23 protein-coding genes are annotated in these 25,882 nt (G+C 64.1%); 9 read left to right on the top strand and 14 right to left on the bottom strand.

The features are described 5' to 3' along the window. Window positions 1-13: 13 nt before the first annotated feature. Window positions 14-1,222 (top strand): MFS transporter, encoded by a 1,209-nt coding sequence (locus AAC691_RS07905; protein WP_342629617.1) that lies wholly within the window; start codon window positions 14-16, stop codon window positions 1,220-1,222. Window positions 1,223-1,431: 209 nt separating this feature from the next. Here the strand turns inward: AAC691_RS07905 and AAC691_RS07900 are convergent, their stop codons facing one another. After that, the gene (locus tag AAC691_RS07900; RefSeq protein ID WP_342629616.1) at window positions 1,432-2,013 is read right to left on the bottom strand and encodes a TetR/AcrR family transcriptional regulator; all 582 of its coding nucleotides are present in this window, start codon (window positions 2,011-2,013) and stop codon (window positions 1,432-1,434) included. Between the two features lie 120 nt (window positions 2,014-2,133). Between AAC691_RS07900 and AAC691_RS07895 the strand changes: the two genes are divergently transcribed. After that, window positions 2,134-3,114: an SDR family NAD(P)-dependent oxidoreductase gene (locus AAC691_RS07895; protein WP_342629615.1), complete on the top strand. Its 981-nt coding sequence runs from the start codon at window positions 2,134-2,136 to the stop codon at window positions 3,112-3,114. A gap of 111 nt (window positions 3,115-3,225) precedes the next feature. After that, a complete protein-coding gene (locus AAC691_RS07890) occupies window positions 3,226-4,341 on the top strand; it encodes a metallophosphoesterase (protein WP_342629614.1) in 1,116 nt (371 codons plus the stop codon). Between the two features lie 69 nt (window positions 4,342-4,410). On the opposite strand, the gene AAC691_RS07885 is transcribed toward AAC691_RS07890, so the two are convergent. After that, window positions 4,411-5,568 carry an FAD-binding oxidoreductase gene (locus AAC691_RS07885; RefSeq protein ID WP_342629613.1) on the bottom strand — a complete coding sequence of 386 codons (1,158 nt, stop codon included), beginning with the start codon at window positions 5,566-5,568 and terminating at the stop codon, window positions 4,411-4,413. A 481-nt stretch (window positions 5,569-6,049) separates the two neighbouring features. Here AAC691_RS07885 and AAC691_RS07880 point away from each other — a divergent pair, with 481 nt between their 5' ends. Both AAC691_RS07880 and AAC691_RS07875 read left to right on the top strand, forming a co-directional pair. Continuing rightward, the gene (locus tag AAC691_RS07880) at window positions 6,050-8,542 is read left to right on the top strand and encodes a TonB-dependent receptor (protein WP_342629612.1); all 2,493 of its coding nucleotides are present in this window, start codon (window positions 6,050-6,052) and stop codon (window positions 8,540-8,542) included. A 20-nt stretch (window positions 8,543-8,562) separates the two neighbouring features. Further along, window positions 8,563-9,687, top strand: coding sequence for an AbrB family transcriptional regulator (locus AAC691_RS07875; protein ID WP_342629611.1), 1,125 nt, complete (start codon window positions 8,563-8,565; stop codon window positions 9,685-9,687). Between the two features lie 72 nt (window positions 9,688-9,759). Here AAC691_RS07875 and AAC691_RS07870 read toward each other — a convergent pair whose 3' ends face one another. The 10 genes from AAC691_RS07870 to AAC691_RS07825 all read right to left on the bottom strand — a co-directional run bounded on the left by AAC691_RS07870 (window position 9,760) and on the right by AAC691_RS07825 (window position 19,772). Next, entirely contained in the window at window positions 9,760-10,722 is a 963-nt protein-coding gene (locus tag AAC691_RS07870) for a LysR substrate-binding domain-containing protein (RefSeq protein WP_342629610.1), read from the bottom strand. Further along, complete coding sequence (locus AAC691_RS07865) at window positions 10,701-12,098, bottom strand: MFS transporter (RefSeq protein WP_342629609.1); 1,398 nt, start codon at window positions 12,096-12,098, stop codon at window positions 10,701-10,703. Before AAC691_RS07865 ends, AAC691_RS07870 begins: the two co-directional genes overlap by 22 nt. Before the next feature lie 7 nt (window positions 12,099-12,105). Continuing rightward, a complete protein-coding gene (locus AAC691_RS07860; protein WP_342629608.1) occupies window positions 12,106-13,407 on the bottom strand; it encodes an FAD-dependent oxidoreductase in 1,302 nt (433 codons plus the stop codon). Window positions 13,408-13,415: 8 nt separating this feature from the next. Beyond that, window positions 13,416-14,189: an amino acid ABC transporter ATP-binding protein gene (locus AAC691_RS07855; RefSeq protein ID WP_342629607.1), complete on the bottom strand. Its 774-nt coding sequence runs from the start codon at window positions 14,187-14,189 to the stop codon at window positions 13,416-13,418. After that, window positions 14,182-14,841: an amino acid ABC transporter permease gene (locus AAC691_RS07850; protein WP_342629606.1), complete on the bottom strand. Its 660-nt coding sequence runs from the start codon at window positions 14,839-14,841 to the stop codon at window positions 14,182-14,184. Before AAC691_RS07850 ends, AAC691_RS07855 begins: the two co-directional genes overlap by 8 nt. A 19-nt stretch (window positions 14,842-14,860) precedes the next feature. Continuing rightward, window positions 14,861-15,706 (bottom strand): transporter substrate-binding domain-containing protein, encoded by an 846-nt coding sequence (locus tag AAC691_RS07845; protein WP_342629605.1) that lies wholly within the window; start codon window positions 15,704-15,706, stop codon window positions 14,861-14,863. 101 nt (window positions 15,707-15,807) lie between these two features. Continuing rightward, window positions 15,808-16,779 carry a D-2-hydroxyacid dehydrogenase gene (locus AAC691_RS07840; RefSeq protein ID WP_342629604.1) on the bottom strand — a complete coding sequence of 324 codons (972 nt, stop codon included), beginning with the start codon at window positions 16,777-16,779 and terminating at the stop codon, window positions 15,808-15,810. 154 nt (window positions 16,780-16,933) lie between these two features. Next, window positions 16,934-17,713: an SDR family oxidoreductase gene (locus tag AAC691_RS07835; RefSeq protein ID WP_342629603.1), complete on the bottom strand. Its 780-nt coding sequence runs from the start codon at window positions 17,711-17,713 to the stop codon at window positions 16,934-16,936. Window positions 17,714-17,735: 22 nt separating this feature from the next. Then, on the bottom strand, window positions 17,736-18,482 hold the full coding sequence (locus AAC691_RS07830; RefSeq protein ID WP_342629602.1) for an aspartate/glutamate racemase family protein: 747 nt from the start codon (window positions 18,480-18,482) through the stop codon (window positions 17,736-17,738). Between the two features lie 66 nt (window positions 18,483-18,548). After that, complete coding sequence (locus tag AAC691_RS07825; RefSeq protein ID WP_342629601.1) at window positions 18,549-19,772, bottom strand: pyridoxal phosphate-dependent aminotransferase; 1,224 nt, start codon at window positions 19,770-19,772, stop codon at window positions 18,549-18,551. Window positions 19,773-20,427: 655 nt separating this feature from the next. On the opposite strand from AAC691_RS07825, the gene AAC691_RS07820 reads away from it, so the two are divergent. Together AAC691_RS07820 and AAC691_RS07815 are read left to right on the top strand one after the other, a co-directional pair. Then, window positions 20,428-21,021, top strand: a complete 594-nt coding sequence (locus AAC691_RS07820; RefSeq protein ID WP_342629600.1) for a hypothetical protein — start codon at window positions 20,428-20,430, stop codon at window positions 21,019-21,021. Between the two features lie 97 nt (window positions 21,022-21,118). After that, window positions 21,119-21,874: a YoaK family protein gene (locus tag AAC691_RS07815; protein ID WP_342629599.1), complete on the top strand. Its 756-nt coding sequence runs from the start codon at window positions 21,119-21,121 to the stop codon at window positions 21,872-21,874. 47 nt (window positions 21,875-21,921) lie between these two features. Here the strand turns inward: AAC691_RS07815 and AAC691_RS07810 are convergent, their stop codons facing one another. Continuing rightward, entirely contained in the window at window positions 21,922-22,824 is a 903-nt protein-coding gene (locus AAC691_RS07810; protein ID WP_342629598.1) for a LysR family transcriptional regulator, read from the bottom strand. Window positions 22,825-22,902: 78 nt separating this feature from the next. Between AAC691_RS07810 and AAC691_RS07805 the strand changes: the two genes are divergently transcribed. After that, a complete protein-coding gene (locus tag AAC691_RS07805) occupies window positions 22,903-23,691 on the top strand; it encodes a class III extradiol ring-cleavage dioxygenase (protein ID WP_342629597.1) in 789 nt (262 codons plus the stop codon). Window positions 23,692-23,729: 38 nt separating this feature from the next. Continuing rightward, window positions 23,730-24,347, top strand: coding sequence for an NAD(P)H-dependent oxidoreductase (locus tag AAC691_RS07800; protein WP_342629596.1), 618 nt, complete (start codon window positions 23,730-23,732; stop codon window positions 24,345-24,347). A gap of 144 nt (window positions 24,348-24,491) precedes the next feature. On the opposite strand, the gene zigA is transcribed toward AAC691_RS07800, so the two are convergent. Next, window positions 24,492-25,712: a zinc metallochaperone GTPase ZigA gene (gene zigA, locus AAC691_RS07795; RefSeq protein WP_342629595.1), complete on the bottom strand. Its 1,221-nt coding sequence runs from the start codon at window positions 25,710-25,712 to the stop codon at window positions 24,492-24,494. Window positions 25,713-25,882: the final 170 nt, after the last annotated feature.

Genomic DNA, 25,882 nt, shown 5'->3' with positions numbered 1-25,882 from the left:
GTGCCCGCGGTCGATGAGGCACTGGCTGACCCGGAATGTCGGCCTGTATCTTGTGGCGACGACGGTATCGACGCTGGGCACGTCCATGGTCAGCCTGGCATTGACGTTCGCGCTGCTGCTGCATGGCCAATCCACCATCGTCCTTGGCCTCGTCCTGGCGGCACAGGCGGCGCCCACGGTGCTGCTGACCCTGCCGGCCGGCGCGATCGCTGATCGGTGGTCACGGCGCGGCCTGATGATCGGTGCGGACCTGTTGCGCTGTGCCAGCCAGGGGCTGATCGCCGTCCTGATGTCCGGGCCCCATTCGTCGATCCCGCTGCTGATTGTGCTGGTGGCGCTGATCGGAACCGGCAACGCGTTTTACGGGCCGGCGGAATTCGGCCTGATCCCGCTTCTGGTCGAGGCGTGGCATCTGCATCGGGTGAACAGTCTTCTGAGTCTTGCCGGCTCCATCACCGCCATCCTGGGGCCCATGCTGTCCGGGCTGCTGATCGCCAGCCACGGGCCCGTGCTGGCGATCGGCTTCAATGCCCTGACCTATGCCTTCAGCGCGCTCTGCCTTGCCAGGCTGGAAATCCGCGCCATGCCAGAACGTCCGCACACGTCATTTGCCGCGCGCCTGGCCACCGGCTGGGCGGTGTTTCGCCGTCTGCGCTGGCTGCAACTGATCACCATGCAGTACGGGGTCATGAACCTGGCGGTTTTCGCCCCCTTCCTCGTCCTGGGGCCGGCGTCGCTGGCGACTGCCAGCCATGGCGCCCGGTCCTGGGGCATCGTGTCGGCCGGGATCGGCGTCGGGGGTATCCTGGCCGCGCTCATTCTGCTGGTCGTCCGGGCGTCACGCCCGCTTGTGATGTACGAGGTCGCGACGGCGGTGTCGATCATCCCGCTGCTCCTGCTGCTGAACGGGGTGGGGGTGCCGTTTCTGGCTCTGGGCGGGGTCGCGTTCGGGGCCGGGATGGTGGTCCAGAACCTTGTCGCGCAGACGACGATACAGCGGAACGTTCCCGAAGAGGCCGTGTCGCGTGTCAGCGCCATTTTCAGCGTATGTGCCCAGGGAATGGCGCCGGTCGCCTATGCGTCGTGCGGTCTGCTGGCGCACGCGCTCGGCACGGCGCGCTTGCTGGCGGTGGGCAGTGGAATCGCCGCTGCCAGCGTCATCATGCTTTTATTCTCGCGCTCGATTCGGATTTTGAACGACCGAATGATGGTGAGCCGGTGACGGAGACGTGGCCGGCAAGAAGCTCTGCAAAGAGGGGCGCGGTATACGAGCAGGGCCTGCCCGGTGAGCGTCTTGTGGATTTCCGATGGCGCCGTATGGTGTTCAGTCTGAAGGTGATGCAATCGCGGCTGTTGCGGCCTCATTTGCAACATTGCGAAAAATACGAGCAGTGGGGCCGCTAAGCGGACAAAGCCGTGGGACCTGCGTCGTTACGACGCTGATGACCGCGAGCCCGCGATGAGAATGTCAACGAGGCGTTTCGCGCTTTTCTCCCAGCCCGGCCCGGACGAGAAATTGGAGACGCCAGCCAGGGCGCGAAGCAGATCGAGCGGCTCGATATCCGCGTTGAGATCCCCGCTTTCCACCGCAGCAGCTACGAGCTTGTCGATCGCAGTCTGGAGGACGGCGCCGGACTGAGCGTAAAGCGTGCTCGTTCCTCCGACCAGCCTATTGAGTGCTGGTGCGATGACCTGCTTGGCGGCGATGTAATCCACGAATAATCGCATCCATGCGCGAAGGGCCTCCACCGGCGGATGTTGCGCTGCGAGAACCGGCGCTGCTTCGGCAAGGCGGTCCAGTTCAGCGCGATAGACCGCCTCGATAAGAGCGTCGCGACTGGGAAAGTGACGATAGAGCGTTCCGATGCCCACATCCGCGCGCCTTGCGACTTCATCCAGAGGAATGTCGACTTCGCCCTCCGTAAACGCGGCTTTGGCCACTTCCAGGAGATGCTCTCTGTTGCGTTGTCCGTCGCTGCGCGGTCGGCGGCGGGGCGTTTTCACGTCGGTCACCTGTCCCCTCTTGTTAAACGGAGTGATGCTCCGTATATATCAAACGGAGCGATACTCCACATATGACACCGAATGCCGTTTCGGCAAGAAATGCATGTACCATTTCGAGGAGTTCCACCGATGACACAGATTTTTGGCGCAACCTCGACGACCGATGATGTTCTCTCCGGCGTGTCCCTGAAGGGCAGGCGCGTGCTCGTGACCGGCGTTTCCGCCGGACTGGGCGTCGAAACGGCCCGGGCGCTGGTGGCTCATGGCGCGCATGTCGTGGGTGCGGCGCGCGATCTTGCGAAAGCGGGGCGCGCGACGGAACAGGTTCGCGCGGCTGCGGAGCAGGGCGGCGGCGCGTTCGAACTGACCGCGCTGGACCTCGCGGATCTGGCGAGCGTGCGTGCATGCGCCGACCGTCTGAACGCGCAAGGCACGCCGTTCGATCTGGTGATCGCCAATGCAGGCGTCATGGCGACGCCGTTCGGGCATACGAAGGACGGGTTCGAGACGCAGTTCGGCACCAACCATCTGGGACATTTCGTCCTGGTCAACCGGATCGCAGGCCTGATGCGTGACGGCGCCCGGCTGGTCAATGTGTCGTCGGCCGGACATCGCTTCGCCGACGTCGATCTTGACGACCCTAATTTCGAGCATACGCCTTATGAGCCGTTCGTGGCCTATGGGCGCTCCAAGACCGCCAACATTCTCTTCGCCGTCGCATTCGATGCACGACATCGCGCGCGGGGCGTGCGGGCGACGGCGGTGCATCCCGGTGGAATCATGACGGAACTGGCGCGGCATATGGCGCCCGGTGAGATCGAAGCCATGGTGAGCCGGATCAATGAGCAGGCCGCCGCCGAGGGCCAGAAGCCGTTCCAGTTCAAGAGCATTCCGCAGGGCGCAGCAACATCCGTATGGGCCGGTGCGGTCGCCGGGGCCGACGCGGTAGGCGGGCGCTACTGCGAGAATTGCCGCGTCAGCGATGTCGTGCCGGACGATCAGCCGATCAGTCTGGTCAATGCGGGGGTACGCGCCTACGCTCTCGATCCGGCACGCGCCGAGGCCCTGTGGACGAAAAGCGAGGACATGGTCGGGGAACGCTTCGCCTGAGGCGTTCGCGCGAACCGCACTTCGATCCGGCGTAGGGTCACGACGCGCAACCGGACGGCGGAGGCAGCCAAGCCGCCGGCTCTTCTGCTTACCCATGAGGATCCTACACTCTTGCGCGTCATTATTTTCGGCCTGCTCCTGTCGATCGTGATCCTGAACTGGTTATGGCCGCTGCCTCTTCCCCTGGCCGTGAAAGTCCTGGTGGCCGTCTGCGTCATCGTGGCGTCGCAATACCAGTTCTGGAGCAGGCTCTCCTCGGGCTCGGTGTTCGCGCCGGAGTTCCCGAAGCCGCTCATCATCCTGTTCAACTGGGCGGTCGGGACGGTCCTGTTTCTCACGCTGCTCCAGCTCGCGCTCGATTGCGGCGTGTTGGTGATCGCGCTGGTGACATGGCAGCCGGTTCATATCGGCGCGGAAGCCCGCATTGCGGTGGGTGGAGTGGCCGCGCTGCTGGCGGCAACCGGCGTCGTCAATGCGCTGCGGGTGCCGCCCGTCAGGGACGAGATCGTCGTCATACGCGGATTGTCCCCGCTGTTCGACGGATATCGGCTGCTCCAGTTGAGTGATCTGCATATCACGCGGCTCTTCTCTGCGAAATGGGCCGCCCGTGTCGTGGCGCGGGCCAACGCGGCGGGCGCCGACCTGATCGTCGTGACCGGGGATTTCATCGACGGATCAGTGGATATGCGCCGCGCCGACATCGCGCCGCTTGCGCGGCTGCGTGCGCCGGACGGCGTTCTGGCCGCTCCGGGCAACCATGAATATTTTTTCGACTATGCGGACTGGATGCGCCATCTGTCGGCGCTGGGTTTCGATGTGCTGGAAAACCAGCACAGGATCATCACGCGCGGGACGGCGTCTCTGGTGATCGCCGGGGTGACCGATCGTTCCGCACACAGGCACGGGCATACGGTCCCGGATCTCGACGCGGCGCTGGACGGGAGCCCTCGGGATGCGCCGGTCGTGCTGCTCGATCATCAGCCCGGCGACGCCCCCGCTGCGGCCGCCCGCGGCGTGGCGCTTCAGCTCTCGGGCCATACGCATGGCGGGATGATCCTCGGCCTCGACCGACTCGTCGCGCGCGGCAATAACGGTTTCGTCTCCGGGCGTTATGAGGTGGCCGGCATGACGCTTTATGTCAGTAACGGGACCGGTCTCTGGCCCGGCTTCGCACTCCGTCTGGGCGTGCCGTCCGAAATGACGCGGTTTCATCTGCGGGCCGGATAGGGGTCGAGACCTGGCTCGGGGGATGCTGGGAAGGCCGTTCATGACTTCCCGCATGGAATGCGCTGACGGTCACGCGAACCGGCTGGGCCGATAATCGGAGAGCCAGTCGACGGGAACACCGTTCAGGACCTCCATCGCGATGCACTGCCCCATGATCGGCGCCTGCGTCATGCCGCTGTGCATGACGGCGGCGTAGACGTTCGGATCGCTGGCCGAAGCGCCGACGATAGGGTGCCCGTCGACCGGCAGGACCCTGTGACCCAGGGTCATGAATTCGAGCGGCATGGGGGGCAAGTGGGGGAAGAACTTTCGGACCTGCGCCAGGAATCTCGCCCCCGTGGCGGCGTCGGCCGGCGTATCGCCGCTGTCGCCGAAATTGGAGCCGGTGACAAGGCGTCCATCGGGATTCTGCTTGATGTCGCAGCCCGGCGGCATGATGACCTGTCCGAAAAGGGGGCGAAGCGGCTCGGTATGGGCCAGGACACCTCTTGATTCCTTGAGGGGGGTCTTCAACCCGGCCGTTGCCGCCATCGCCGGTGTATCATTGCCCATGCAGAGCACGACGTGATCCGCACGGATCAGGCCCTTGCTTGTCTGCACGCCCGTTACATGCCCGCCCGTCCGGTCAAGCGCCAGCACGTTCGTGCCCATGGCCAGGCGCGCGCCCTTTCCGGCCGCGGCCGCGACCAGGGCCTTTGCCGCGGCGACCGGGTCCACCGTCCCGTCGATGTCGGATTTCCAGGCAATGGCGCACGACCCGGTGCGAACGCCCGGCAACCGGGCCTCGACCTCCGCCTTGCCGATCCTGCGGATGGGATAACCCCAGCCTTCGAGCCGGCGAATGATGTCCAGCGTTTCTTCCACGGCATTCTGCTCGTCGGCGTGCCACGAGACGCCACCGCCCCACTGGATGGCGAGGTCGTTGCCGATCTCCTGCTGGAGGCGACGCCAGCCCAGGATGCCGAGCATGTTCAATGTATAATAGGAATAGGGTTTCTTGTTGAACGCGTTCAGCCAGGCAAAGGATTTGGCCGTGGTTTCCTGCCCCGGGCCGGCACGGTCGATAATCGTGACGTCGGCACCGTAGGAGGCAAGGTGATAGCTGACCGATGCGCCGATGATGCCGGCTCCCACGACGACCACCGATTTGCGGGGCGACGCGGCCAGGGCCGTGGGTGCCGCCGTGCCGGCAAGGCCCATCAGCAGGTGTCGTCTCTTTAAAAGCATCGGGTTTCACTCCTGTCCTGTCGGGCGCCGGCACGATGCGGCCGAGCGAATGCGTAGGGGATCGAGCCATTGCTAGACCGTTCCAATTCCACTTGGAATTTCCTCGGTTCGAGAAGGCGACATTTCTATTTTCCTCTTGGGGAAGCACATCGATATCACATTATTACGAAATCGGAACTCCCAGGACCCGGCGGAGACAAAAATCCCGGTTGGCTGCTCCTTGGCGGGCGAGGCCATGCCCCACGCATCTGGGGAAGGACAGCACCCAATCTTTCCATGAATTCTTTTCATCTTAACCGTAAAAACAATATCGGATCGGGACCCATATATGTTTTGTTGCCTATTCGAACTGAGGTAGGTTCCTTCATGGATCGGGTTCGGGGCCTGGCGGAATGAGGCAGCCGTTCGGCCGGCGCGATCCCGTGGTTGGAGACTTCCGCGTCGGGCGGCGGCGCGAAAGAGGCGAAGAAGGCAGAGCAGAATGAAACGTCAGGCACTTTTCTCGACGGCTCTTGCCGTTGTATTTCCGGCCGTGATCGCGTCCGAGGGTTTTGCGGCGACCGGCACGAATACCAAGTCGGTGCGTGCGGCAAAGGGTCATGCCGCCGCTGGCTCGACGCCCGCGCCGACGGCAGCCTCTGTCCTGGCGCCAGTCAAGGTGCCTGCCGCGCGCCATTATGCCTCGGGAGATGCCGAGGAGCAGGTGATCGTGACAGGAACGCGCGATCCGCACGCGAGAGCGCGCGACAGTATCAGCCCTGTGGTCGTCATCTCGGCGGCGCAGCTCAAATCCACCGGGCAGGCCGACCTGCGCGATGCGCTGACCACGCTGATTCCGTCTCTGACCCGCCAGACCGTCGGTACGGGGACGGCCAATACGATTGACTCGATCAACATGCGCGGCCTGACGTCGAACCAGACGCTCATTCTGGTCGATGGCAAGCGCCGCCACACCACGTCGACGGTCTATTACGCGCCCGGTCCGCAACAGGGGACCACGCCGGTCGATATCGACATGATTCCGGTCTCGGAAATCGATCATATCGAGGTGCTGGAAGACGGTGCAGCCGCCCAGTACGGGTCGGACGCCATCGCGGGGGTCATCAACGTCATTCTGACGCACCGCAAGCATGGCATCCAGATGTCGGCCAATAATGGTGGATATTACAAGGGCGACGGTTTTACCTCGAAGGATTATATCGGGGCCGGATTCGCATTGCCGAACGACGGCTTCTTCAACCTGGGCGCGGACTTCAAGTTCCAGGATCATGCCATTCGTGGCGGATGGGACAAGCGGACGAACAGATACGATAACCCGATCATGAGCATGCCGCGTGCGGTCCAGGTCGTGCTCGGCTACAATATGGAATACAACGTCGAGAACGGCCTGACGCTTTATTCCTTCTCGACCTTCGGCCACAAGGTCGCCGACGCGCTGCAGAATTTCCGGACCGGCGTGGACGTGCCGGGGGCGACCTTCCCCACGCTCTTCCCCAACGGCTATGTCCCCATCATCCAGACCGACGAGACCGATTACGGTGTTACGGTCGGCTTCAAAGGGAAGGCGTTCCTGGGCTTCGATTTCGATCTGTCGACGACGTACGGCGGCAATCATAACGACGTGAACATCGCCAATACCGGCAGCCAGAGCTTTCTCCAGACCTACGGCTATACACCGACCGAATTCCACCAGACTGCCTATACGGCCACGCAATGGACGAACAATCTCGACTTCCGGCGCAGCTTCGATACGGGTGTTCTGGCGGGTCCGCTCAATTTCTCGATCGGTGCCGAATATCGGTACGAGACCTACAAGATCGGTGCCGGCGATTACGACGCCTATTATATATCGGGCGCCCAGGGCCAGCACGCGATTCCGCCGGGCCTCGCCAGCACGTCGAGCCGCGACGTGACGGCGGGGTATATCGATGTCGGGACGGAGTTCCTGAAGGGATGGAAAGCGGATTTTGCTGGACGGTTCGAACATTACACCGATGTCGGCGATACCGAGATCGGCAAGGTCTCGACCCGTTATGACCTGAACAGGTATCTTGCCGTTCGTGGCACCGTCAGCAGCGGTTTTCGCGCGCCGACCCTCGCCGAGCAGAACTTCTCCAGTCTGACGGAATCGCCGACATCGGCCTCCGGTGTCCTGGGCGTGCACTCGCCCGGCGCCAGGCTGCTGGGCGCCCGGCCGCTGAAGCCCGAACGCTCGACGAGCTTCAGCGCCGGCATCATCCTCAATCCGATCCCGAATATGCATGTCTCCCTGGATGCCTATCAGATCGACATTCGCGACCGTATCGTGATCGGTGGCGTCTATGGTGGTGCCAAGGCCATTCAGGCGATGGAACTGTCGGGTCTCTTCTTTCCCTCCACGTCGGCGACCGCCACGGCACAGTATGAGACGAACGGTGCATCGACGCGCACGCGCGGCATGGACGTCACGGCCACCTACCTGACCAATCTGGGCCGATATGGAAGAATCAACTGGGACGCGGCGGTCAATTTCAACCAGACCAACGTCCGTTCCGTCGGCACCGACCTGAACGGGAACACGCTGCTGAACGCGCAGCAGAGGTCGTTCCTGACCTCGTACATGCCGCGCAACAAGCTGATCTTCGGCGGCCGCTGGACCTGGGGAAAGCTGGATTTCTCGGTGCACGAAACCCGCTACGGACGCACGACGTCGAACAATACCTATTGGAACGACGTGCCGGCTTCCATGGTCAATTCGGTCACGCAGTTCCTGCGCTGGGTCCAGACGCCGCGCTTTCAGACCGACCTTGCGATAGGCTATCAGGTGACGCCGCGCCTGCACGCCACGTTGGGCGCCAACAATGTCGGCAACGCCTATCCCCGCAAGCTTCCGTACGCGGTGCAATATCTCGGATCCGAAATCTATAACATGGATGTTCAGCAGATGGGTCTGTTCGGCGGCTATTACTACATGCAACTGGACCTCTCCCTCTGACCCGATCCGGGACATGTCCTATGTCTGACGTCGGTTCGGGCTCCATGGCCATGTGCAGGCTGCTGCCGCGCTGGGTGGTCCTGGTCGCGGGGTCGATGGTGCTGGCCGAGCTGTTTCGCCGTGCCGGCCTGCCGGCGTCGGCGCTGCTGGGCCCGATGATCTGTGCCATCGCTGCCGGTGTCACGGGGCAGGAATTGCGGTTTCCCGGCCCGATCTTTCCGCTGGCCCTGGGGGTGATCGGCTGCCTGATCGCCACCAGCCTGCCCTTGTCCGTTCTGGCCAGCATCCTCGACAAGGGGCCGGTCTTTTTCGCCGGGGTCCTGGCCGTCGTGCTGGTCAGCGCCGCCGCCGGCTTCGCCCTCGCGCGGACCGGGGTCCTGCCGGGGACGACGGCGTTATGGGGGGCGTCGCCGGGTGCCGCGACTGCGATGACGATCATGTCCGCCAGTTATGGCGCCGATATGCGGCTTGTCGCCTTCATGCAATATCTGCGGGTGATCTTCGTCTCGGGAAGTGCCGCGGCGGCCACGCGGTTTTTCGCTGCGGCTCCGGCGACGCCGGGGCCGATTCCGGTGTCCGCGGCCGGCGGAGACGCCGGCGCGATCGCCGGAACGCTTCTGACCGTTGCCGTGTCGTCGTTCCTTGCCCGGAAATGGCGTATTCCCGCCGGTGCGCTGATGGTACCGCTGGTCGTCAGCGCTGCGTTGCAGGATACGGGCCTGCTGACCATCGTCCTGCCCGGATGGGTCCGCGTTCCTGCCTATGCGGCGCTGGGATGGGGGATCGGCCTGCGCTTCACGCCCGGGATCGTTCGCCATGCCCTGCGCGCGTCGCCCTGGGTCGTGCTGTCGACGTCGCTGGTCATCGCGGCGTCGGGCGCGGTGGCGTGGCTGCTGGTCCTGTGCGGCCAGACGGACCCGCTCTCCGCCTGGTTGTCCTGTAGCCCGGGCGGCGAGGATACGATCGCCATCATCGCCTCCACCACGCCTGGGGTGGATATGTCTTTCGTGATGGCGATGCAGACGGTACGTTTCGTGCTGGTCCTGTTCACCGGGCCGGGCCTCGCGCGCTGGCTCGGCCGCTGGATTCCTTCTGCCTCCGCTCCCGACAGCCGCCCGCTCTTTTCGAAAGACAATGCCGCCTGATCCTTCGGCCGGACATCGGCAATGGCGGCGTCCGGGATCGGCGACGATTCGTATCGAGGTAGAGAATGTCGTTCAATTCCTCGTTCCTTCATATCCGTTGAAATGCAGGGTCGCCGGCGCGGCCTCGCCCAGGCCGCCATAAGCGGCGCTTTCCGCGCAGATCCAGCGGATAAAGGCGGAGATGGCGGGATCGTGGGCTTTTTCGACCGGAGTCACGACGTAATAGGCCCCGCGTGAACGGATCGTCTCGTTGGAGACGACGCAGAGCGTGCCATCGGCAAGCTCGCGTTCCACGAAGATCGTGGGGACGAGGGCCACGCCGAAGCCTGCAATCGCCGCCTCGATCGTCGCGTTGAACTGGTCGAAGACATGCCCCTTGAATGATGCGGCACCGGTGACGTTCACCTGTGCGAACCAGAAATCCCACAAGGCGGGCCGGGTGGTCAGTTGGATAAGGCTGACCCGCGCAAGATCCTCGGCCGTCTCCAGTTTCGTCGCGTCGCGAAAGGCCGGGCTGCATACCGGGACGATCGTTTCGTCGAACAGATGATGGAGCTGCCCGTCCGGCCAGACCGGCGCGCCATAATGCACCGCGATATCGCAATCGGACCCGTCGAAGCTGAACGGTTCGAAGACCGTCGTGATATTGACCTTGATCTGTGGATATTGCCTGATCAGCCGCGGCAGGCGGGGGATCAGCCACCGGGACGAAAAGGTGGAGAACATATGCAGGTTCAGCGTGTTCTCGCCGTCTCCCGCGGACAGGACGCGATAGGTCGTGCCGGCGATCTGCTCGAGGATCGAAATCACGGACGGCAGGATCGACTTGGCCTGGCGCGTCATGACCAGACGCTTGCGGCGCCTGTCGAACAGGGACACGCCCAGCGTCATTTCCATGTTGCGGATCTGCTTGCTGATCGCGCCCTGCGTGAGGCTCAGTTCCTCGGCGGCGGCGCTGAAATTCTGGTGCCGGGCCGCGGCCTCGAAGGCGACGAGTTCGGGGACCGACGGCATCAGGCGGCGGGGAAGGAGCATGGCAACCTCCTTTTCATCTTGCGGCTCAGGCTCAGCAGGGCTGCCGTCCAGGCGACGGCAGCCGCGTAATCCAGGCATAACAGCGTCGGCCGGTTCGCCACCCGGGCCATGATCATGGCCACCAGCGTCGCGCCGCAGGTCTGTCCCATGATGCGCGAGAGCGCGATCATGCCGCTGGCGCTTGCGCTGCGGTCATGTGGCGCGGCCAGCAGGATCGCGCGGTTGTTGGGCGAGACGAACATGGCGAACCCCGTGCCCGCCAGCGCGAAGCGCCACATGATGTCGAAATTCCCGGCATCGGGAGGCGTCATCCTGACCATCAGGAAACCGAAGCCATTGACCGCAAGCCCCAGCGAAGACAGCGTTCCCGCCGGGATCCGATCCGCAAGCCGGGCGACGAGCGGCCCGGTCAGAACCATCGCCCCGGGCCAGGCCGTGATCAGCAGTCCCGTCGTGACCGGCGAGCGGCCGAACAGGCCGGTCAGGGAGAACGGGATCGAGATCATGAAGAAATTCGCCGCCGTATAGCCCAGGAAACAGGTCATCACGCCGATGGAAAAGGCGGGGCGCGCAAGCAGGTCGACCGGCAGCAGGGGAGCGGCGTGCCCTCTTTGGCGCGCCAGCAGCAAGGCCCCTGCCACCGCCCCCAGCAGGACGAGTATCGTCCCGCCCGATGCCCACGCGTTGCGGGCCAGAAAATCGCTGCCGGTCAGGATGAGGCAGAAGGCTGCCATGTTCAGGACGACCGACAGCGGGTCGATCATGCGCCGGAGCGGCGGCGTGGCGGGCAGGCGGACCTTGCACAAAGCGAACACCAGCGCGCCGGCCGGCAGGTTGAACAGGAACAGCCAGCGCCACGAACCGGTGCAATAGAGGACCGCCGCCGCGACGGACGGGCCCAGCGCCACGCTCAGCGCCGTGGTCAGCGCGTTGAGCGCGAGACACTGGCCGAGACGGGCAGGGGGGCAGACCATCCGGATGAGCGCGGTATTGACCGCCATGATCGCGGCGCCACCCGCCCCCTGCATGCCGCGTGCGAAAGCGAGGGTCGCGATATGGTGCGAAAGGGCGCAGAGCAGCGAGCCCGCCATGAGTACCGCCAGCCCGCTCAGACAGATTTTCTTCGCGCCGATGCGTTCGGCGAAGGCGGCAAGCGGCAGAAGCAGCATGCAGTTGACGAGCTGATAGGCATTGACGACCCAGATCGAGACCGAGGCGGACGCGTGCAGATCCGTCGCGATCGTCGGAAGGGCGATATTGGCGACCGCGTAATCGAGAACCGCCAGCAGGACCGAGAGCAGGATCGCCGCCAGCGCGCCCCGCCGGATGGCGGCAGGGCTCTCGTGCGCCGGTGCTTCGGTCGCGATCACGCTCATGGTTCGCTCAGAGACGGAAGCGGAGGAACCGGGCGGGGTCGTAGGGCGCGGCCTCGGGGACGGTATCGCCGCCGATCATCCGCCCGATCAGTTCCGCGGTCCAAGGCGCGCTGACCAGCCCCAGATGCCCATGGCCCGTGGCGTAGAACACGCCCCGCGTCGAGGGCGAAGGGCCGATGACAGGCAGGCAGTCCGGTGTCGACGGCCGGTTGCCCATCCAGTGCCCGACCGTGGAGAAGCCGCCGATCTTCACGAGGGGCAGGCCGTCGCGCAGGCAATCGAGCAGGATACGGGCCCGCCGCCAGTCCGGCGGTGCCCCCTCAGGCGCGAATTCCACCTGTCCGGCGGCACGCATGCCGCCTGTCATCGGGGTGATGCCGAATTTGAGGTCCGACATCATGACGGGCAGGGGCGGTTCCTCCGCCAGGCCGGGGACCTGGACATGATAGCCGCGCTCGCTCACCAGCGGCACGGAATCTCCCAGCATGCTGCCCAGCGCGCGCGCGCCCATCCCGGCGGCGACGATGATGCTGTCGCAGGCCACGACCCGGCCCGACGAACGGACACCGCGCACCTGCCCGGCCTCCAGCACGAAGCCATCGACATGGCCGTCGGCAAAGTGCACGCCCTGCGCGCGTGCCAGCGTGGCCAGGGCCGCCACATAGCCCCCGGGATCGGCGCAATGGGCGCCATCGGGCAGTTGTGCCGCAAAGCCGTAGCGGGGGCTCAGGCCCGGGCAGACCGCTTCCAGCGCCGCGCGGTCGAGCGTATTCCACCGTACGCCGTTTTCGCGCCGGAGCTGCCAGCCGAAGGCGTCGGCCCTATAGGCAGCTTCATCCGGATAGACGATCAGCAGCCCCTTGCGCTGGATCAGTTCGGGAACGCCCGCTTCCGCCGCCAGGGCGGCATGCCGGTCCGCCGCGCCGGCCAGGAACGGCCGCAGCGCCGACGCGATGGCGCGGGCACGGGCGCGGGTGGCGCCACAGGCGACGAAGCGCAGCAGCCACAGCCAGATATGCGGCAGGGATGACGGACGCAGGCGCAGCGGACCCTGGGCATCCAGCAGATAGCCTGGTACCTTCTTCCACATGCCGGGCATGGAAATCGGTACGACGGACCCCGGACTCAGCCACCCGGCATTGCCGTAGCTCGTCGCATTTTCCGATCCGGGCGCATCGGAGGACAGAAGGGTGACGTCATGCCCCAGGCGCCGCAGGTGCAGCGCAATCGTCACGCCAACGGCCCCCGCGCCGATGACGACGAGCCGGGCACCCTGCGCCGGCGGAGAAGAGGCCGGCGGAGAAGACATGGCAGCCATCAGGCTTTTCCCATGTGGAAATGTTTCAGGAACGTCCGGGTCCGTTCTTCCCGCGGGTCTTCGATGACCTGCCGCGCCGGGCCCGATTCCACGATGTATCCGTCCGCCATGAAGACGACGGTATCGGCCACGTCCCGCGCATAGGACATTTCATGCGTGACCACGATCTGGGTCATGCCCGCCTGCGCCAGGTCGCGCATCACGCTCAGGATCTCGGCCACCCGCTGCGGGTCGAGCGCGGATGTCGCCTCGTCGAACAGCATGACCTTCGGTTCCATCGCCAGGGCGCGGGCAATCGCCACGCGCTGCTTCTGGCCGCCGGAAAGACGTTCGGGCATGGTGTCGGCGAAACTTTCCATTCCCATGCGTTCCAGCAGCGGGCGGGCGATCCGCTCGGCCGCGTCGCGCGACCGGCCCCGCACGAAACGCGGGCCGGACATCACGTTTTCCAGGACCGTCAGGTGCGGAAACAGGTTGAAGGACTGAAAAACCATTCCGGCTTCGGCACGGAACGCCGCCATGGCCCCCGTACGGTGGCGCGATGCCGTGGCGCCGAACCGCATCGTATGGTTGTCGATCGTGACCGACCCGGAATCGGGGGCTTCCAGAAGATTGACGCAACGGAGCAAGGTGGATTTTCCCGATCCGCTGGGGCCGATCAGGGCAAGCACATTGCCCTTCGGCACCCCCAGCGAGATGTCCCTGAGCACCTCGCGCCTGCCGAAGCGCTTGGACAGGTTCACGATGTCGATCATCAGCGGTTCCCTAGCCATGACGACGACGCTCCAGCAGCCGCGCGCCCTGTGTCATCGGAAACAGGATCAGGAAATAGATGATTGCGATCGTGGTGTAGACCTCGAGCGGCTTGTAGGTGGCGGAGGCAACCATCTGTCCCTGGTAGACGAGGTCGGGGACGGTCACGACCGAAATCAGAGACGTGTTCTTCAATTGCAGCACCACCTGGCTGACGAGCGGGGCGGTCATGCGCCGCAGGGCCTGCGGAAGGATGATCCGGCGCATCATCGTGAAGGGTGTCATGCCCAGCGCGGCGGCGGCATCCCACTGGCCACGGTCGATCGAATCCAGGCCCGCGCGAAAGATTTCGCTGTAGAACGCCGCGCCGTAGAGCGACAGCGCCAGCAGCGCCGCCGTGGCGGGCGGCAGGCTAAGGCCCAGCACGACCGGCAGCGCGTAATAGCACCATACCAGTTGCACCAGGGCCGGCGTGCAGCGGAAGATTTCGACGACCGCGCCGGCGGGGATGGACAGGATCTTCCAGCCGCTGCGCCGGGCCAGCGTCAGCAGCAGGCCCGCGACCATGCCGACGATCGCGCTGGCCAGGGTGAAGCCCAACGTATATTCGAGACCGATCCTGAAAAGAGACCAGTATTGAAGGATCGGGCCGAAATCCCATTGATAGGTCATGGTGCGGGCCGCATCGCCATCAGAATTCCAGGCCGGGCGGCAGCGATGCCGGATCGACATTGCTGGCCCGCAGCGCCTTGAACATCCAGTCCTGCACGATGCCCTCCGAACGGTTGTAGAGAAGCCAGTTATTGACGAAGGTCAGGAAACGCGGGTCGGGCGAGGCCGGCACGCCGATACAGGTCGGCTGATGCACCACGGGCTGCGGCAGGATCAGCCGGCCTACCGCCGGGTTGCGCGCATGCATCACGGCCGCGATCACCACCACCTGCACCACGCAGTCCGCGCGTCCGGCCTGAAGCGCCATGATCGCGTCGGTCGGGGATTGGACCGCCACGGGGGTGCAGTGGGGCAGCCGGCGCCGGACGAAGATGTCGTGCGACGAACCTGTGTCGAAGGCGACGCGGATTTCGGGTTTGTCCAGATCGTCCCACGTCGCGACCGACAGGCCGTTTTTCGCAATCACCGTGAATGCGTTGTTGATGGCGATGTCGCTGAACTGGATCTGGAGTGCCCGCGCGGGGGTGGGGCTCAGGGCGAACATGACGTCGATCTTGCCGGTCTGGAGGTCCATGACCGACGTCCCCCACTCGGCCTCGACGATGTCGGGCGTGACCCCCAGGGAAGCGGCCATGTCCCTGACCATGTCGACGCATGCGCCGCTCCAGCCGCCCTTTAGAATATCCTTGTGAAAAAACGGTTCGGCTCCCGGAATGGCGGCGGTGCGGAGCTTGCCCGAGGCCTTGATGCGCGCGATCGTTCCCCCTTCTTCCTGCGCCCGTGCCGGACATATGCCGGCAAGGGACGTCGCGGCCGCGACGCCGCCCAGGGCCAGGACCGATGCAAAAGCTCGACGTGTCGTCACTCCAGGACCTCCCCGCCGCCATCAGGCGAACCGTTTACAACGCATATCGAGTTTAGGGGGGCGGGCGGCACCGTAAAGCCGAAATCGCCCCCTGCCTGTCGTCAGACGATCTGATTCTTCAGGGGGGTGCCGGCTTCGAGCGCGCCGATGTTCGTCAGCAGGATGTCCACGACGTTCCGTTCATAGAACTGCGTCTCGCCCGCCGCGTGCGGCGTCACGATCACGTTGTCCATCGACCAGAGGGGAGAGGAGGCGGGCAGCGGTTCCTCGACGAACGTGTCCAGCGCCGCGCCGGCGATCTGCCCGGATTGCAGCGCCTCGATCATGGCGCCCTCGTCGACGACCTTGCCGCGTGCCACATTGATCAGCACCGCGTCCGGGCGCATGGCGGCGAAGGCTTCCGCATTCACCAGTTCGAACGTCTCTTCGGTCAGCGGGCAGGTCAGGATCACCACGTCGGCCTGCGGCAGGGTGGGCAGGAAATCCCGGTTCGAGATGATTCGCACGTCCTCGGGCTGCGTTTGGGGAACCGAACGGCGCATCGCGATCACGTTCATGCCGAAGGCCCTGCAAAGCCGGGCGACGCGGGCCCCGATTCCGCCGAATCCCACGATCAGGACGGTCTTGCCGTCCAGTTCCTGCAGCCTGTCTTTCGGGTTGCTGCTGGTCAGGCGCCAATAGGCATTCCTCTGGTCGTCGCGCGCTTCGAAAAGCCGGCGCGACAGGTTCAGCAGCAGGCCCAGCGCGTGGTCCGAAACGGCGTTCGCATTCACCCCCCGGGCGCTGCACAGATGCACGCCGCGTTCGCGGAACAGGGCATGGTCGTAATGGTCGACGCCGGCACTGACCGACTGTACCAGCTTCAATTTCGGTGCCCAGTCGAGAATATGGTTCTTCCAGAGCATGGAAACGACCAGCACCTCGGCATCGGCGACGACCTGCTCGAGATCCGCCAGGTTGTTGACCTGGACGCAGGGGGGTGGATTGGGGCGGCGCTCCATCTCGCCCTTCAGATCGTAATGAGCATGCGCGACACAGACTTTGGGTTGTGCCCCGATCCAGGGTTTCGTCATGATTCACGTCCATCCGTTGCAGGAGAAAAGGAGGGGCCGAAACCCGCCTGCCATGATCACCTTTGTCCTGACGGTCATTATGTTATTTCTGACTCGGAATGAGAAGGCAAAACGCCTCTTGTACATATTCCTTTTTGGAATGTTTGATGCTGTTTCAGAACAGGCCGCGATAGTCGCCCCCGTCCACCAGCAGGCTCTGGGCGGTGATGAAGCCTGCCTTGTGCGAGCAGAAGAAGGCGACCGCCGCCGCGATCTCCTCGACATCGCCGAACCGTTTCGCGGGGTTGGCGGCAGCGCGCTCTGCCCAGATGCTGTCGTAGCTGCGCCCCGTCATGCGCGACAGGTCATGGACATGGGCATGCTGCGCCGCCGAATCGATGATGCCCGGCAGGACATTATTGATCGTGACGTTCCGTGCGACCAACTGTCGCGCCAGACCCGACGAAAAGGCCACCAGCCCCGATCGCGCGGCGTTGGAAAGGGCCATCTCGGCCTGCGGATTCTTCACGCTGCGCGAGACGATGTTGACGATGCGGCCGAAACCGCGTTCGGTCATGCCGTCCACGGCAAGGCGGATCATGTCGATCGGGGCCAGCATCATCATGTCCACGCCCGCGATCCAGTGCGCCCTGTCCCAGTCGCGGAAATCGCCTGGCAGCATGCCGCCGCCATTATTCACCAGAATGTCGGGTTGGGGACAGGTGGCGAAGATCCGCTGCCGGTCCTCATCCCGCGTCAGGTCCGCAGCCACTGCCACCGCGTCGCGTCCGGTCTGCGCGCGCACCAGCGACACGGTGTCCTCGAGCGCCGCGGGGTCGCGCGCCACCAGCGTAACCGCTGCCCCCTCCGCCGCCAGCGTCACGGCGATCGCCCGGCCCATGCCGCGGCTGGCGCCGCACACGATCGCGCGGCGCCCCTCCAGTCCCAGATCCATGTCCTGGCTCCCCCTCGGAAAATTACAGCCGCGAATAATGGCTGGAAAAGACGCGCGGCCGAATGCCGGCCACGAACCATGTGACCATGGAATAGATGTCATAGACCGGCAGCCCGGTCGCCGCGGCGACGGCGGCGGCGTAGGGCGGCATGTTCGTGCATTCCAGGACGATGGCGCCGACATCCGGATGCTGGGCCACCAGCGCCTGTGCCGCCGCCACCACGTCGCGTTCCGCCAGGGCGACGTCCATCGTCTCGCTTTCGGCCTTGATCAGGACCCGGAAGAATTCCGCGCCGTCTTCGGTGCCGATGACGGGCGTGTCCGTGGGTGCGCCCACGGCGGCGAGATGGGCCTGTGTGAGCGTCGCGGCGCATATCGTCACGATGCCGGCCCGCCGGCCCGGGGGAAGGGTCGCGTTGACCCATGGAATCTGCATCAGCGACGATGTCGCGACCGGGACATTCAGGGCTGCTGCCAGTTGCGGCTGCAGCAGGGCGAGAAAGCCGCAATTCGTCGTGATGGCCGACACGCCCAGGTCGATCAGGCGCTTCGCGGCCCCGATGAAATGTTCCAGCCACGCGCGGGGGTCGCCGAGGACGATCCGTTCGGGGGTGGCGCCCTCCACGACGCAGAGCTGCACGGGAAAGGGCCAGGTCTCGGCATTGCCCATGTCGCCCGGAATGCGCGGGAAGCGCGCTTCCAGCATCAGGATACCGAGCGGCACCCCATATATGGCTCGTCCGCCCTGTGCGATCATGCTTGCCATCATCCGCCGCTCCTGGAGCATTTCCGCTGAACACCGGTTCAGCGGAAATGCTCTATGTTGTTTTGTCCGTCAGTATTTCAGCAACCGCTCGACGCCCGCTTTCATGCGTTCCAGCGCGTCGTCGATCATTCTGTCCGATGCCGCAAAGGAAAGCCGTAAATATCCCGGTCCCCCGAAGCAGAATCCCGGCACGGAAGCGACATGGCATTCGTGCAGGAAATACCGGCACAACGCGGTATCGTCGGCAATATCTTTCCGCTTTAATTCCGGCCTGGCAAGGAGCGTGCGCATGTCCACGAACGCATAGAATGCCCCGTCGGGCAGAAGGCAATGGACATGCGGGATCGCATTCAGGCCGGCGACGATTCTGTCCCGGCGGCGGCGAAAGGCGTCACGCCGTTCCGTTATGATGTCCTGCGGGCCGTCCAGGGCCTCGATCGCGGCGACCTGGCTGATCGAGCATGGGTTGGAGGAACTCTGGCTCTGCACCACCGCCATGGCGGCGATGATGTCCGGCGCGGCGGCGGCATAGCCCACGCGCCAGCCGGTCATCGAATAGGCCTTGGACACGCCATTGACGATGACCACGCGAGGCTTGATGTCCGGACAGATGGCGGCCATCGTGGCGAACGGTGCCGAATCGTAAAGCACGTGTTCATAGATGTCGTCGGAGATGACGCCGACGCCGGGTGCGGTGCGCAGCACCTCGGCCAGCGCGGCGAGATGCGCCGCGCCATAGACGGCGCCCGTGGGGTTGGACGGGGAATTGAGCAGCAGCCAGCGCGTCCGGGAGGTCAGGGCGGCGGCGAGTTGCTCTGGCGACAGACGGAAACCGGCGTCCGCCGAACAGGGCACCATGGTCGCCGTACCGCCGGCCAGCCGGATCATGTCCAGATAGGTCGTCCAGCACGGGGACGGAACGATCACCTCGTCCTCCGGATCCAGCGTCGCCATCAGGATGTTGAAGAGCACCTGTTTCGCGCCGGCACCGATGCTGATTTCATTTGCGGCATAATCCAGGCCGTTTTCGCGCTTGAGCTTGCGCCGGATCGCGGCCTTGAGTTCGGCGGTGCCGTCAAGGGCCGTGTAACGGGTCTGGTTGGTCAATATGGCATTGATGCCAGCCAGCTTGACATTGTCGGGGGTAGGAAAGTCGGGCTCGCCCGCGCTGAGGGATATGACGTCCTGATGCGTTTCGGCCAGCTTCCGGGCTTCTGCGCCGATGCGGATGATTTCCGAAACACCGATGCCGCTCAGCTTGGCGGATCTGGAAAATTCGGCCCAGCGATCCATATTTGCATGCTTCCGTTCATTTTTTTTGGTTGTAAACTCGTAGCAGATCGGATGACGTTGAACCCTGTCGTTTGACTTACTTTTGGTATGGTCATCATTCCATTGGAACGGACGAAGGCTGCCCGATTCCGGCCGCCAGCGGTGGCCAGGCAAGTTCGGCCTGCAGCATAACCGGCGCTCTATGAACGGGTTCCTGCAGGACGTCCGGCGCATCTGGTTCAATTGCCTCAAGCGGCGGAGCCAGAAGAGCCGGCGCATGGGCTGGGACTGGTTCGAGACCGTGACGGCGAACTTGCCCTTGTCCCGACCCCGGATCATTCGTCCCTGGACACCACGTGCAACATGACGCGCGCCCCTTTCGGGAAGAGCCGGGTGCGCGTCCGTGAGGGTGGAGCCGAACGGCCGAGCTGCTCGGCCGCCGCCCGGTCCCTGCGACGTCGTTCCCGCACGTGCACCCCGTAGAAATGATCAGTCGGTATTTTGACGTGGGTGAGAGGCGGCGCACGATAGGTTTATCGTTTCGGCAACTATGACCGAGGGCCTGGCCATGATCGGGAGCGGTCCGGGCTATTTTGGTTCCAATGGACTGGCTATGGTCAATCCAGCGCCGTAACCGCACGCATCGAATGCAAAACAACCGAGGAACCTGATCCGTATGGCGATACCGTCCGTGACGTCCCCCGAGATCTTCCAGCATGTCCGCATTATCATGGGCATGGTCCTGGGATTGAGCATGACCCGCCTGCTCAACGGGCTGGTACGGATCATCCAGCATCCCGGGCAGACACGGATCTACCCGGTGCATATCGGCTGGGTGCTGACCCTGCTCCTGACGCTGATGCATTTCTGGTGGTGGGAGTTCTGGCTGGTCGAACTGCCGACCTGGACGTTCCAAGTCTACCTGTTCCTGATCCTCTATGCGATCATTCTATTCTTCCTGAGCGCCTTCCTGTTTCCGGATTCGATCAGCGACTACACCGGGTATGAGGATTTCTTCATCTCCCGGCGTAAATGGTTCTTTGGTTTCTTTGGATTGACGATCATATTCGACCTGATCGACACGCTGATCAAGGGGCATGCGCATCTCGCGATGTTCGGTGGCGAATACTGGTTTCGGGTTCCACTCTATATGGTGCTCTGCGGTATCGCTATATATTCCGCAAATCGTCAATTCCATAAGGCGTTCGTTACGTTTGCCCTGCTTTATGAAATTACCTACATCCTGCGCTTCTTCGATACATTGAACTGAAGCGCTGGTTGCGTTCAGTTCATTCTGGTGTTTGACGGCGCGTGCCATCACATTGAAGGTTGTGGAGCCCATACAGCCGACGCAACAGGAGGGGCATGTGCTTGTCCGAGAGGGGGAAACCCGGACCTTCGTCATGGACCGCCGGTTGGGCTGCTCGCTTGCCGCCGTCGCGGGTGCGGTCAACGCAGCGGGTTTTCTCGCCGTCGGCTATTATTCCGCAAACATGACCGGCAATGTGTCGACCCTGGCGATGAGCCTGCATGTCGGCGATCTCATGGTCGTGGCATCCTGCCTTGGGCTGATCGCGGCCTTCGTGGCGGGGGCCGTGCTCTCGACCTTTCTGGTCAATGCCGGCCGACGCCGCCGACACCAGGCGATTTATGCCTATAGTATCCTGCTGGAATCCGTCCTGCTCGGGCTGTTGGCCTTCCTGGATACCGCATTGCATGCGGGTCCACGCGGGCCGGTGCTGGCCTATGGGCTGAGTTTTTTGATGGGCCTGCAGAACGCGACGGTCACCCGCATCTCCGGCGCGCGCGTGCGGACCACGCACATGACGGGCATGTTGACCGATTTCGGTATCGAAATCGCCGATTGGCTGGAATCCTTTCGCCATCCCGTCGACCATGGCCGCCTCGCACAGACACGCCAGCGACTGTTGCTGCATGGTGGAATCGTGCTGTCCTTCGCTGGCGGCGGTCTTGTCGGGGCACTCGTCTATGGGTGGTGGACAGCGCGTTGCTTCCTCGTCCTGGCGGCGTTGCTCGCCTGGCTGGCCTTGCCAGGAATATTGGCAGATCACCGGACACGCGGCGGCGGTGCAGTTCCGGCAAAACCTGACCGGATCAAGTAGCCATCAATGGCTGCCGGCGTCACCCCTGCGCGATCCGGCGCGGAAACTCACGACAGTTTCCATTCTTCCTGGAGATGGCGCAGCAGCCATCCAGCCGCGGGTCCAAGTGGAACGGTGCTCAGATGCGCTGCATACACGACGAGAGAGGGTCTTGCGTGCACGATTTCGTCACGTACCGGAAGCGCCACGAGTCGTCCGCCGGCAATGTGGCCAGCCACGAGATGCGCGGGCATCTTGCACCACCCGAACCCGGCAAGCAGGAAATCAAGCCGCCGTCCCTGGTCGACAAAGCGCCACTGCCTGTTGCTGACGATACCGTATTCCCGCCCGTCTTCTGCGTTCGGGTCGGAGAGGACGAGCTGCACATGCGGCGCGAGATCGTGGCGATCCAGCGGACGGCCGGCCCCCGCGAGCGGATGATGCGGCGCGGCCACGGGGACGAGGTCCAACGTGGACAGGGGATATGCAGTCAGGTCCGGCGGCACGACCGGCAACAACAGGCAGATCGCAACGGCTGCGTCGCGTGCCCGCAAGCGCCGCGCTGCGCCGCCGATAAGCTCGGCCTGAAAACGCACCGGCAGATCCGGAAACTGAACCTGCAGCGCCTGCAGGCTTTTCACCAGGGGTTCGCTCGGCACCAGAGGATCGATCACCAGCGTCAATTCCGGCTCGATGCCCGCGTGCATGCCGGCGGCCACCGCCGCGAACCGCGCGGCACCCGCGAGCACGAGGCGGGCCTGATCGACCAGGACGCGCCCCTGTTCCGTCAGAATCGGCCGATGCCTGCTGCGATCGAACAGAACGACCCCCTGTGCGCCTTCCAGGGCCAGGATCGACTGGCTGATGGCCGATTGGACGCGGCCAAGCCTGCGCCCGGCCGCCGAAAAACTGCCGGTCTCCGCAATGGCTACCAGCACGCGCAACTGGTCGAGGGTCAGACTGCCGATCATCTCCATCTCCAAAAGAGATGGAGATGATCATATTTTGATCGCTTCCACAGGCCAAGCGTGTGCCGGTAGCCTGCCGCCATGCAACCGACATTCTTCATCAATCATGGCGGTGGTCCCTGCTTCTTCCTCGATCCGGGGCCGATGCGGGACAGTTGGTCCGCGCTGGAACATTATCTTCGCGGCTTCATGAGCCGACTGCGCGAGAAGCCCTCGGCTATCGTCGTGGTCTCCGGCCACTGGGCCGAGCGGATGCCGAGCGTCAATGCCGGCGCCGCCCCGCCGCTGCTCTACGACTATTTCGGGTTTCCCCCGCATACTTACGACCTGACATGGCCGGCGCCGGGCGCGCCATCTCTCGCCGGGCGGATACGTGCGGGCCTGGCAGAGATGGGGATTGCCAGCGGCACGGAGACACGGCGCGGGTTCGATCACGGCGTGTTCGTCCCGTTCAAGGTCATGATGCCGGAGGCGGAACTGCCCGTCGTACAGGTATCGATGCAGCGGGACTTCGATCCGGCGTTTCATCTCGCACTCGGCCGTGCCCTGGCCAAGCTGCGCCGCGAGGGCGTGCTGATCGTCGGCAGCGGCCAGAGCTACCACAACATGAGTCGCTTTTTCGGGCGCGGCCCCGATCGGGGTGCCGAGGCGTTCGATGCGTGGCTGCGCGACATCGTGACCGATCCAAACGGCCGCGACGCCGCCTTGACCCATTGGGCGTCGGCGCCGGGTGCGCGCGATGCGCACCCGCATGAGGACCACCTTCTGCCGCTCATGGTCGCCGCGGGTGCTGCGACCGGCGAGCCGGGCGTCGTCGATTTCCACGGCCATGCCCTGGGCAAACCGATCTCCGGATTCCGCTTTGGCTGAAACCGGAAGACCTCACGGACCACGATAAAGGAATTGCCATGCCTCGTCTCCTCGTCGTCGAAGCCAGCCCGCGCGGCAGGTCTGCGATCTCACGCAACCTGACGGCTGCGTTCGTCGAAAAATGGCGTGCTAAACACCCCGACGGTACGGTGGTCGCGCGCGACCTGACGACCACGGACCTGCCGTTCGTCAATGCGTCCTGGCTCGCCGCCTACTTCACGCCGTTCGAGCGGCATTCGCCGGAGATGCGCGAAACACTGCGCCTGTCCGACGCACTTGTCGCCGAACTGTTGGCGGCGGATCACATCGTGATCGGGACACCGGTCTACAATTACAATATCCCGGCCAATCTCAAGGCCTGGGTGGACAATATCGTGCGCAAGGGCCACACGCTGGGCTTCGGGGGCGAAGGGCTGGTGACGGGCAAGAGGGCAACCGTCCTTGTGGCGTCGGGCGGCGTCTATACGGAAGGCTCGCCGATCCGCGACCGTGACGTCGCAACCCACTATCTCAAGCTGATCCTGAACGTGATCGGGATCGACGATGTCTCCGTCATTGCGGCCGGCGGGGCCAAGGCCGTCGATCTCGGCGAGATCTCCCGCGACGATTTCCTGGCGCCCTTGCGCACGCAGATCGACATTCGTCTGGATCGGTAAGATTGCCGCGGCTCGGGAGAAGATGATCGGCGGACAGGGTCAAGATCCATGCCCGCCATTCGCGCAGTCTCGCCCGACAGTCTTGCTTCCGCTCCTATCCGGATAGGAAACACCGGGCTTGGAGACTCGTGCTCACCCAAACTGTCAGTCCACGACGGAGGTCGATTGCTGCCAGGCCGGGAAGGGGTCGGGAAGACCGGCATAGTGCGACGGATCGAAACGGGTGCCTGTCTCCGCCGCGACAAGGCAGGCATCCAGTGCCGTGCGGATCGCGGTCTCGTCCATGCCGGTGCCGATGAACACGATTTCCTGCCGCCGGTCGCCATAGACCGGATCCCAACGATCCAGGATCATCTCCCGCCAGGCCGCGTCATCGGGCCACCGATCCTTCGGCACGCTGGCCCACCAGAAGCCCATTGCCTGATTGCGCACGAGCGCGCCGGCCTGGCTCAGTTCCCCGACCCAGTCAGGACGGGTGGCCAGCCAGAAATATCCCTTCGCACGCACGACCCCAGGCCAGGCCGTATCGAGAAAGCGGTGGAATTTCGCCGGGTCGAAGGGACGATGCACACGATAGACGAAGCTGCTGATGCCATATGCGTCGCTTTCGGGAACATGGTCCGCGAAACCATGAAGTTCCTTGTACCATAGCGGGTGCTCGTGCGCCTTCTCGTAGTCGAAACGGCGTGTGTCCAGCACCCGCCCCAGGTCGAGCCGGCTCTGGCTGGTCTCGATCAGATCGGCATCCGGGTTCAGGGCCCGGACGATCTTGCGGGCGGCATCGGCCTGCTCCGCCGTGGCCGTATCGATCTTGTTCAGGACCACCACATCGGCGAATTCGATCTGCTGCACCAGCAGATCGACCATCGCACGATCATCGTCCGTACCCAGCGATTCGCCCCGGTCGCGCAGGAAGTCGGTCGAGGCATAGTCGCGCAGCAGGTTCACCGCGTCCACGACCGTGACCATCGTGTCCAGCCGCGCAACGTCGTTCAGGCTCTCGCCGGCCTCGTCACGAAATTCGAATGTCGCGGCGACGGGCAGAGGTTCGGAAATGCCGGTGGATTCGATCAGCAGGTAGTCGAACCGCCCCTCTCCGGCCAGTTTCCGGACTTCCTGCAACAGATCGTCGCGCAGCGTGCAGCAGATGCAGCCATTGGTCATTTCCACCAAGGTCTCATCCGTGCGGGACAGGTTGCCGCCGCCTTCGCGCACCAGGTCGGCATCGATGTTCACCTCGCTCATATCGTTGACGATGACGGCGACCTTCCGTCCCTCGCGGTTGTTCAGAATGTGGTTGAGAAGGGTCGTCTTCCCGGCGCCGAGAAAGCCGGAGAGCACGGTAACGGGCAGTCTGCTGTCCATCAGGGAGTCCTTGGCTGTGTCCGCATGGCATCGCAGCCATTGCGGAGCGGCTTTACCTCTTCCTAAATGAAATATTATAACATAACAATATCGACGTGCGGCGTGCCTGCGCTGCTTCCTCTTCTCCTTGCTTCCGGCCCGATGATGATCGACTCTCCTTGTCCGACCCG

This window comes from Nguyenibacter vanlangensis (genome assembly GCF_038719015.1).
GTDB lineage: Bacteria > Pseudomonadota > Alphaproteobacteria > Acetobacterales > Acetobacteraceae > Gluconacetobacter > Gluconacetobacter vanlangensis.
Note: the sequence above shows the minus strand (reverse complement) of the source record. Positions and strands in the feature narration are given on the sequence as shown.